An 8,722-nucleotide genomic window follows, 5' to 3' on the forward strand; every position below is an offset into this window, starting at 1 on the left:
GGCAAAACTCTTAATCCCATACTGTTCCAAGGTTCTTCTTCATATAATTTATATCTCATTGGCATAAATTCCAAAGAACGTATCTCTTCCATAATATGGTTTATTTGTCTACTTGCAGCTTCCGGTTGACACAAATGATATGCTATGTATTGATAAATCTCTCTTATATCATGTCTTGCTACTATAGAGTAATCTATACGAAAAGTCATAGATTAAAGTCTCTTTTCATTTCTGCTTCAACTTCATCAGCTGAATAGACTCTTCCCGCTTTTATGTCAGCGATACCTTTTTCAATTTCTGCATCAAATTGTTCTTTAGTAAGAGACTGGTATTGTAGAGGCTCAGTTCTAGGTAATTTCATTTCAAAGGGAATACCCTTTTGCAATACAATCTGTTTTAAAAACATTCCTACTGCATTCGACATCGGAATACCAAGTTGTTGTAAAATATCTTCAGCCTGTTCCTTAAGTTCAGGTTCAACACGTGCAAACACATTTGCGGTTCTTGCCATAATGATTACCTCCTTTTCTATAGTTTAGCACTTTTGCATGCTATTAGCAATCTTTTCGCATACTAATAGCATATTTTTAAGTATAAAAAAAGACCTGCATTATGCAAGTCTTGTATCTATTCTCATACTGCTGTTAATAACTGAGGCTTTTTCGAAGAGGAGAAGCTTCTTTTTCTTTTCTACGCCAGAAGCATAGCCTTTTAAGTTACCCTTAGAACCTACGACACGATGTGAAGGGATGATTAACGCAATATGATTATGACCAATAGCACCACCAACTGCCTGTGCTGACATTTCTTTCTTATTGCCATATTTCGCAATAGCTTTCGCAATATCACCATAAGTGATTGTTTCACCATAAGGGATATGCTGGATAATAGTCCATATCATTCTCTGGAATGGTGTTCCCTGCATCTTAATAGGTGGACAGAAGTTAGGAACGATTCCATCAAAATATAAGTTTAACCAGGCAATTGTCTGATCAAAGACGGGTAAATCCTGTTCTACTGGTTCCTTTAAGATATCCGCATAGTATTTATCATCTTCAAACCATAAACCAATAAGCGATTCACCATCACTTGCCATAGTAATATTTCCAATAGGAGACTGGTATTTCTTAATATATTCCATTATTTTTACCTCCAAAAATAAACAAAAAAAGCATTAGCGTACGCAAAAAAGAATTTCTTTTTCTACGTATAGCTAATGCTTTGTGAATGACATGCTATAAAATATTCCTTTGTCGGTTGTATTGTAACACAATTATTTCACAAGGTCAATCTTAGACTTCATCTTCCTGCCTGATTTCGTCTAAATAAATCCTGTCATCTTCTACTATAAAGCGCCAGTATTCAATAAAGATTTCTTTATTATCCTGAGTGACTTCATTGCCTTTGATCATTCTATCTCTCATCTTACCTTCTATATAAGACCAGAAGTAGTCATCACCTACTTCTACAACCATTGTTTTAAGAAGTCTTATATCAGAAAGTTCATTACGTATACCTTCATACTCCCACCAGTTGAGTTTTGTTTGCCATTGGTCATATAAAGTCGGAGAAAGGCATTGTTTAAGAGTATCCATATCTCTATCATTCCATGCATTCTGAATAGTGTAATAGTAATCAGCGACTACTTTGTTCATCTTCTTTTCATCAAAGAAAGAATTATTGTTTTCTTCTAATTCTTTTTTCATATCCTTATGCATGGAGATAGCTTTATATCTACGACGATATTTTTTCATATATGAAAAACCATATGATATAAAAGAAAAAGTTATTAAACTAACAACACGATCTTGAGGAGAAGTTGTACGTCTTACAGGAGGAGATCCATGACTTGAAGAACCGCTGCTTCCTCCTCCACCACCTCCACTTGATCCTCCTCCACCTGCTCTTGCGTAAACAGGGGAAATAGAAAAACATAATATACATACAATAAATAAACATCTCATTAATTTCTTCATAACTTCCTCCTAAGAGATTAGAAATATTACTAATATCATGAATACCATGATACATACCAAAAAGCCTAAGATACATAGTAATAAGCCTAGCCACCAAATAAGTGTTCTTGTTTTTCTAGTGATAATAGAAAAAATAAGTCCTACAAAAGAAAATAAGGGGCCAAGCAGAATGATATCTGTATAAGAATAAGGAGCATGGTTGGCACTATAGAAATAGATTAAAAAATGCTGAGATGGACAATAAACCACAAATAAGTGGTATAGAGTTCATTTTTTTCATGGATAAAGTATATCATAAAAAAAGAATGATAAGAAATATATCTTATCACTCTTAAATTAGTCTTATTCGTACTTAGCGACGATCTTATCGTATTCACCGTTCTTCTTTAGGTTAGCTAAACCTTTGTTGAACTTCTTTAATAATTCTTGGTTTTCACCTTTTAATACTGCGAAGCCATAATATGCTGGACTTTCTTTACCACAAGGAATATCGAAGTTCAACTGACCTGTTTTAACCATATATTTTAATACTGGATAGTCTTCAAAACATGCAGCTGCTTCACCAGATTTTACTTTTTCAAACATGAATGTTGATTCTTCTACAACTTCTAGTTTGAATCCGTATTTATCTTTAATAGACTGAGCATATTTTAATCCTGCAGTAGATGTTTTAGCAACTACAGTTTTACCTTTTAAATCAGCGTAACCTTTAATACCTGAATTTTTTGCAACACCCATTGAAACACCTGTTTCATAATACTGGTCTGAGAAATCATATTTTTGTTTTCTTTCATCATTGATTGACATACCTGCAATAACACCATCAGCTTCACCTGATTCTAGTGCTGTACATGCAGCATCAAAACCTAATGAGTTAATCTTAATCTTGAATTTCTGATCCTTGGCAATAGCTCTGATTAAGTCCATATCGACACCAACTAATTTACCAGAATCATCTTCCATTTCGAATGGAGGATATGTTTTATCAGTCGCAATAATATAAGTCTTTTCTTCGTTCTTGCTACTAGAATTTCCTCCACAACCTACTAATGAAACTGCCATTAAACCTGCTAATACAATAGCACCGAACTTCTTCATTTTCATAATCGTTTCCTCCCTTATATATCTACACTTATGTGTTGATACCTTATAATACTTTGTTTAAGAAATCTATTGTTCTTTGCTGCTGTGGATGATTGATGACATCATATGGATTACCCTGTTCTACAATATATCCACCATCCATGAATATAACTTTAGTTCCTACCTCTCTCGCAAAGCCCATTTCATGAGTGACAACAACCATTGTCATACCCTGACTTGCAAGATCTTTCATAACAGCTAATACTTCTCCAACCATTTCTGGATCGAGAGCACTTGTTGGTTCATCAAAAAGCATAATATCAGGCTTCATTGCGAGGGCTCTCGCAATGGCAACTCTTTGTTTCTGTCCACCAGATAACTGAGCTGGATAACTATCTGCCTTATCTTTTAGACCAACTCTATCTAATAGCTGATAAGCTGTTGTTTCTGCTTCTTCTTTTGTCATCTTCTTGAGTTCTACAGGTGCAAGCATAATATTTTCTTTGACTGTCATATGTGGGAAAAGATTGAAATGTTGGAATACCATTCCGATGTTTTCTCTTTTCTTATTGATATCAAGTTTAGGATCTGTGATATCTTCACCATCAATAATAACACTGCCACTTGTAATATCTTCTAAACGGTTTAAACATCTTAAAAATGTTGATTTACCTGATCCTGAAGGACCAATCAAGCAGATAACTTCACCTTCATTAATCTCTAAAGAAATATCTTTTAAAACCTCTAAAGAACCAAAGTTCTTCTTTAGATTTTTGACAGAGACTTTTTTATTTGCCATAAGATAACCTCTTTTCTACAACTTTTGATACCTGTGCAAGTACTGTACAGATAAATAAATAATAACAAGCCATAAAACAATAAATGACCATCATATGAGCTGACTGCGTTGCGGCAATTGTTTTACCAACGTTAGTCAATTCTGCTAGACCAATAACAGATAATAATGAAGTATCCTTAATAGAAATAATGAACTGGTTGATGATTGAAGGTAACATCGTTCTTAAAGCCTGTGGTAAGACAATCTTTTTCATTGTTTTACCATAAGTCAAACCTAGTGATCTAGCTGCTTCAATCTGTCCTTTATCTACTGCTTCAATACCACCTCTGACGATTTCTGCCATATAAGCACCGGCATTAAGTGATAGGGCAACAGTACCAGCAGTAAAAGTACCACCGATATTTAACCAGCTAAATCCTGTTGGTCTTAACATCTGTCCCAAGCCAAAATATATAATCAATATTTGTACAAGCATTGGTGTACCACGAATGATATAAATATAAAGGTTGGCGATTGCCTTTAATATCTTCATGATCACTGACTTACTTTTTGAAGTATTGACTAATCCAACAATGATTCCAATAATAGTCGCAGCCACTAATGATATAATCGATAATTCAGCTGTAATCACTATAGCTTGATTGAATCGACTGGCAAAAAAACCTAAATTTTCAAAAAATCCTTTCACATGAATCCCCCTTTTCTTTTATGTTTATAAATTACACCAATTCTGAATATATGTCAAAGAAATTTTATCACTATGAAAATATATTATTAAAATTGTATTAAAAAAGAAACAAAGTTGGACTTTGTTTCCTAGTTAGGCATCAAAATGATGCTTTTTGAAATGTTTATAGTAAATAATAAAGAGTAGTGAGGTCGTAAACCAAGTGACTGGATAAGAGACAACAACACCTTTAATAGTTGGATAGTGTGGTGAAATGAATGTGAGCCAGGCAATACGTAGTACACATATACCTAGGCATACTAATATCATTGGTTTAATTGATTCTCCACATCCTCTCATTGTCCCTGAGAATATTTCAACACAACAATATAAGAAATAGAATGGCATTAAGAACAGCATCAAGCTATAACATTCTTCAATAATATGGGGATCTGACGAGAATAATCTTGTGATATAACTGCCTGTTAAGCAGAGTATTGTACTGATTGAAATAGTCATAACAAAAGCCATAGCAAGGGCTGTTCTTGTCCCCTTTTTAATACGGTCATGAAGATGGGCTCCATAGTTTTGGCCTGCGAATGTGGTGATAGCTGCACCAATAGCCGCAATCATCATCCAGAACAATGCATCTATTTTTACATAAACTGACCATGAAGCGATTGTTTGTGTACCAAAAGCATTGATATGACTCTGTAAGACAATGTTTGAGATACTATACATTGTAGATTGGATTCCAGCAGGAGCACCAATCATAATAATCTTCTTTAGTACAGGTAAATGAAATTTCATTTTTGATAATGTAAGCTTGTAGACTTCATTTGTACGCATTAATTGAATAGTGACAAGTATAGCACAGACAGATTGTGCAATGACTGTCGCAATGGCTGCACCAGCGATACCTTGATGGAAGATGACTACAAAGATAAAGTCAAATACGACATTCACAATACTACATACAATTAAGTAATAGAGTGGTCTTTTACTGTCACCTACTGCTCTCAAGATTCCTGCACCGATGTTGTAGATTGCACCTGGAATCATACATAAGAAGTAAAGCTGCATATAGAGAGTGGCATCATTCAATATATCATGTGGTGTACCAATAGCATCTAGACATTGATATGAAAAAAATAAGCCAAAAAGCATCATGAGTATGCCACTGACAATTGCAAGGATATAAGAAGTATGCACTGCCTGATGGATTTTCTTATTATTTTGTGCACCATAGTATTGGGCGATGACTACGGAAGCACCTGTAGATAAGCCTACATAGAAGTTAACAATTAAATTCGTTAAGTTTCCTGTTGAACCGACTGCAGCAAGTGCGCTTGTGCCTACTGCTTGTCCAACAATGATTGTATCAACAGTGTTATATAACTGTTGGAAGAAACTTCCTATAAGAATAGGAAAAAAGAAAAAAAGCAACTGTTTCCAGATGACTCCCTTAGTGAAATCTTGTGTCTGATTCATGTTATTTCCTCCTAAAAGATTAATACATGATATCATAGAAAGAGAATAAAAGATATCTTGTTGTTTACTCTTTTAATCAAAGAAAATTCACTTAAAATAGAAAGAGAGGTGAAGCCCATGATACTAGATATATCACAGGAAAATAAATATACAGAGACTGAAAAAGAAGTGATTGATTATTTAATGAATCACTTGGATTTATTAGAAGAGTTATCTATTAATGATTTAGCGAAAAAGACTTATACTTCTAATGCGACTATTATTAGATTATGCCGTAAGACAGGATATAGTGGATATAAGGCTTTAAAAGTAGATTTAATTAAAGAAAGAGAAGCGAATAAATATATTGTAGAGAGTGTGGATTATACGACACCTTTTCAGTTTAATGAAACGACAGAAGAGATTATGAAGAATATGTTTTCTTTGTATCAGGAGAGTATTAAGCAGGTGTATTCAAGTCTAGATATAGATGTACTCAAGTCTATGGCACATGAGATTATCTATAAGAAACGTATATTTTTGTTTAGTTATGGGGATACACAGACGACAGTGATTAATTTTACGAATAAGCTTGTAAAGGTGAATATATTCCCTACTCTTGCGACACAATTCGGAGAAGAGAGACATATTTCTAAACGTATGAACAAGGATGATTATGCACTTATTATCAGTTATAGAGGACAAGAAAGACTCCTAGAGTGTGTTCAGACATTGAGCAGGAATCATGTGAGAATTGGGCTTATTACTGCGAATAAGAAGAATTCATTAATGGCTTATTGTGATGATTTGATTATGATTCCTGATTGTGAGAAAGAGAATAGAATTAGTACATTCTATTCACAATTAGCTTTTCAGTATGTGTTAAGTAATCTTTATGCGATTATTTATCATCAGGTGAATGATTGAACTTTTAGTCCAATCAATTCTATCAAAAAACAAGAATAAGAGAACATTTGTTTCTATACATATGAAAACTGTTTCATTGTAAGATGATTTGTGATAGAAATGAATCAGGTGATGAATATGAATAAAGAAGATGTATTAAAGTTAGAGGAAGAACTAAGTTTTGATCATTTTGATGCAGAAGATGCGTATTGTATTGGGAATGAAATAGTAAAGAAAACAAGTAAACCAGTACGTATTAGAATTGTATTAGATGGAGATATTGTGTTCCAGTATTTGATGCCTGGCAAAAAGGGCGTAGAATGGTTAGATAGAAAGCAGAATACAGTGGAACGATATCAACATAGCACTTATTATGTATTTCTAGATCAAGAAGAAAGACATGTATATGATGAGAATGATTCTACTATTGCGATATGTGGTGGAGGTTTTCCACTTATTATAAAGGGTGAGTTACGTGGGTGTGTGATTGTATCAGGACTTGCCCATGATGAGGATCATCAATTGATTATCAATACATTGGGAGAGTATAAAAAATGATAGCTTTTGCAAGTGATTTAGATGGAACTTTAGTATTTGATAAAAAAGTTAAAGATATGGATAAGGAAGCCATTCGTATGTTTCAAAAGAAGAATATGTTTGGTGTATGTACAGGAAGACCTATATGTAGTTTATTTGATGTAGAGGATATTCCTTTTGATTTCTATATTGTTTCTTCTGGTGCTTTATTATTAGATAGAAATAAGGAAATGATAGAAGAACATATTATAGATAAGAATCTAGCCAAAGATATATTCAACTATTATATGAATAAAGCAACTATCATTGTACAGACAAATGATTTGCATCATTTCTATGCAACTGGTTATTATAATAATCCTTTATTAACTCTTATTAATAGTTTTGAAGATATTGGAGACTTAAAGGTTTATAGTATTTCTTTAGTCTTTGATACAAATAAGGAAGCAGCTTCTTATGTATCAGATGTTAATGAGAGATATCCTCTATTATCTGGATATCAGAATAATAATTCTATTGATATTGTAGTAAAAGGTGTTTCTAAAGGAACAGGTGTAAAGGCAATGAAAAAATATCTCAATGCGAATGAGATGCTTGGTATTGGTGATTCCTATAATGATTTACCTTTGTTTAAGGCAAGTGATTATAGTTTTACTTTCCATAGTTCTCCTGATAGTTTAAAGGAAGAAATCAATGATGTGGTAAGTAGTGTGAGTGAAGCAATTAATAAAGTATTGCAGGCAGAGAGTTGATCTCTGTCTTTTTTTTGTGCACAAAGTAAGATAGTTAATATGTGATACATAGTCATTACGCAAAAAAATATTTGAACACCTATAAATGTACTTTATGAGAGTCTTGCTCAATACATGATTTGAGTAAAAGTTGTATGATATAGTAAAGGAGGATAGAAAGATGTCTACTACAACAAACTACTTCATCAATCTTTATAGAAGTTTAATCATTAAGCGTGATGAACTGAAGAAACAAGTTGAAGAGAATCAAAAAGATAATTATCAAATGTATGCTGATTCATATAAAGAATATTATAGTTTGATGGTTGAGTGTATCTTCCTTAAGAAAAGAATTGCCTATTGTCAGCGATGTAAGAATCATCATATCAAGATATATAAGGAAGAGTTAGAAGGCTATATGGATGCTGTGAAAGAAGATTATATGCATGAGTTAGAGAAACTAAGAACTCATAAGAAAATAGTGAAACAGCATCTAAGTGATGAAGATATGAAGCAGGCAAAGAAGATATTCAAAAGAATCATTAAAAGAATT

Annotated in this window: 12 protein-coding genes; 4 read left to right on the forward strand and 8 right to left on the reverse strand. The window is 33.1% G+C overall.

The window, feature by feature from the left end; translation table 11 throughout:
• From B2S90_RS07760 to B2S90_RS07795, 8 genes are all read right to left on the reverse strand, one after another.
• The coding region (locus B2S90_RS07760; protein ID WP_286696829.1) for a type II toxin-antitoxin system RelE/ParE family toxin at window positions 1-209 on the reverse strand (209 nt) is incomplete at its 3' end.
• Window positions 206-511, reverse strand: coding sequence for a type II toxin-antitoxin system RelB/DinJ family antitoxin (locus B2S90_RS07765; RefSeq protein ID WP_006504970.1), 306 nt, complete (start codon window positions 509-511; stop codon window positions 206-208). The genes B2S90_RS07760 and B2S90_RS07765, both read right to left, overlap by 4 nt.
• A 99-nt stretch (window positions 512-610) precedes the next feature.
• Window positions 611-1,141, reverse strand: a complete 531-nt coding sequence (locus B2S90_RS07770; RefSeq protein ID WP_055235267.1) for a methylated-DNA--[protein]-cysteine S-methyltransferase — start codon at window positions 1,139-1,141, stop codon at window positions 611-613.
• Between the two features lie 151 nt (window positions 1,142-1,292).
• A complete protein-coding gene (locus B2S90_RS07775; RefSeq protein ID WP_055234607.1) occupies window positions 1,293-1,976 on the reverse strand; it encodes a TIM44-like domain-containing protein in 684 nt (227 codons plus the stop codon).
• Between the two features lie 342 nt (window positions 1,977-2,318).
• Window positions 2,319-3,080, reverse strand: a complete 762-nt coding sequence (locus B2S90_RS07780; RefSeq protein ID WP_278778912.1) for a transporter substrate-binding domain-containing protein — start codon at window positions 3,078-3,080, stop codon at window positions 2,319-2,321.
• A 43-nt stretch (window positions 3,081-3,123) separates the two neighbouring features.
• The gene (locus tag B2S90_RS07785; protein ID WP_055234611.1) at window positions 3,124-3,858 is read right to left on the reverse strand and encodes an amino acid ABC transporter ATP-binding protein; all 735 of its coding nucleotides are present in this window, start codon (window positions 3,856-3,858) and stop codon (window positions 3,124-3,126) included.
• Window positions 3,848-4,546, reverse strand: coding sequence for an amino acid ABC transporter permease (locus B2S90_RS07790; RefSeq protein WP_055234613.1), 699 nt, complete (start codon window positions 4,544-4,546; stop codon window positions 3,848-3,850). Before B2S90_RS07790 ends, B2S90_RS07785 begins: the two co-directional genes overlap by 11 nt.
• Before the next feature lie 132 nt (window positions 4,547-4,678).
• Window positions 4,679-6,016, reverse strand: a complete 1,338-nt coding sequence (locus B2S90_RS07795) for an MATE family efflux transporter (protein ID WP_055234615.1) — start codon at window positions 6,014-6,016, stop codon at window positions 4,679-4,681.
• 117 nt (window positions 6,017-6,133) lie between these two features.
• Between B2S90_RS07795 and B2S90_RS07800 the strand changes: the two genes are divergently transcribed.
• The 4 genes from B2S90_RS07800 to B2S90_RS07815 form a co-directional block, all read left to right on the forward strand.
• Window positions 6,134-6,922: a MurR/RpiR family transcriptional regulator gene (locus tag B2S90_RS07800; RefSeq protein WP_286696830.1), complete on the forward strand. Its 789-nt coding sequence runs from the start codon at window positions 6,134-6,136 to the stop codon at window positions 6,920-6,922.
• Between the two features lie 117 nt (window positions 6,923-7,039).
• Complete coding sequence (locus B2S90_RS07805; protein ID WP_055234619.1) at window positions 7,040-7,459, forward strand: heme-binding protein; 420 nt, start codon at window positions 7,040-7,042, stop codon at window positions 7,457-7,459.
• Entirely contained in the window at window positions 7,456-8,190 is a 735-nt protein-coding gene (locus tag B2S90_RS07810) for an HAD-IIB family hydrolase (protein WP_270468701.1), read from the forward strand. Before B2S90_RS07805 ends, B2S90_RS07810 begins: the two co-directional genes overlap by 4 nt.
• 160 nt (window positions 8,191-8,350) lie before the next feature.
• Window positions 8,351-8,722, forward strand: a 372-nt coding sequence (locus B2S90_RS07815; protein ID WP_286696831.1) for a hypothetical protein, incomplete at its 3' end; no start/stop codon positions are given.

The organism is Catenibacterium sp. UBA627 (assembly GCF_002299355.1).
Classification (GTDB): domain Bacteria; phylum Bacillota_I; class Bacilli_A; order Erysipelotrichales; family Coprobacillaceae; genus Catenibacterium; species Catenibacterium mitsuoka.

Bases quoted from the DNA above. Each gene is read 5' to 3' on its own strand.
- B2S90_RS07765 (WP_006504970.1), bottom strand. From the start codon at position 511: ATGGCAAGAACCGCAAATGTGTTTGCACGTGTTGAACCTGAACTTAAG.
- B2S90_RS07770 (WP_055235267.1), bottom strand. From the start codon at position 1,141: ATGGAATATATTAAGAAATACCAGTCTCCTATTGGAAATATTACTATG.
- B2S90_RS07775 (WP_055234607.1), bottom strand. From the start codon at position 1,976: ATGAAGAAATTAATGAGATGTTTATTTATTGTATGTATATTATGTTTT.
- B2S90_RS07780 (WP_278778912.1), bottom strand. From the start codon at position 3,080: ATGAAAATGAAGAAGTTCGGTGCTATTGTATTAGCAGGTTTAATGGCA.
- B2S90_RS07785 (WP_055234611.1), bottom strand. From the start codon at position 3,858: ATGGCAAATAAAAAAGTCTCTGTCAAAAATCTAAAGAAGAACTTTGGT.
- B2S90_RS07795 (WP_055234615.1), bottom strand. From the start codon at position 6,016: ATGAATCAGACACAAGATTTCACTAAGGGAGTCATCTGGAAACAGTTG.
- B2S90_RS07800 (WP_286696830.1), top strand. From the start codon at position 6,134: ATGATACTAGATATATCACAGGAAAATAAATATACAGAGACTGAAAAA.
- B2S90_RS07805 (WP_055234619.1), top strand. From the start codon at position 7,040: ATGAATAAAGAAGATGTATTAAAGTTAGAGGAAGAACTAAGTTTTGAT.
- B2S90_RS07810 (WP_270468701.1), top strand. From the start codon at position 7,456: ATGATAGCTTTTGCAAGTGATTTAGATGGAACTTTAGTATTTGATAAA.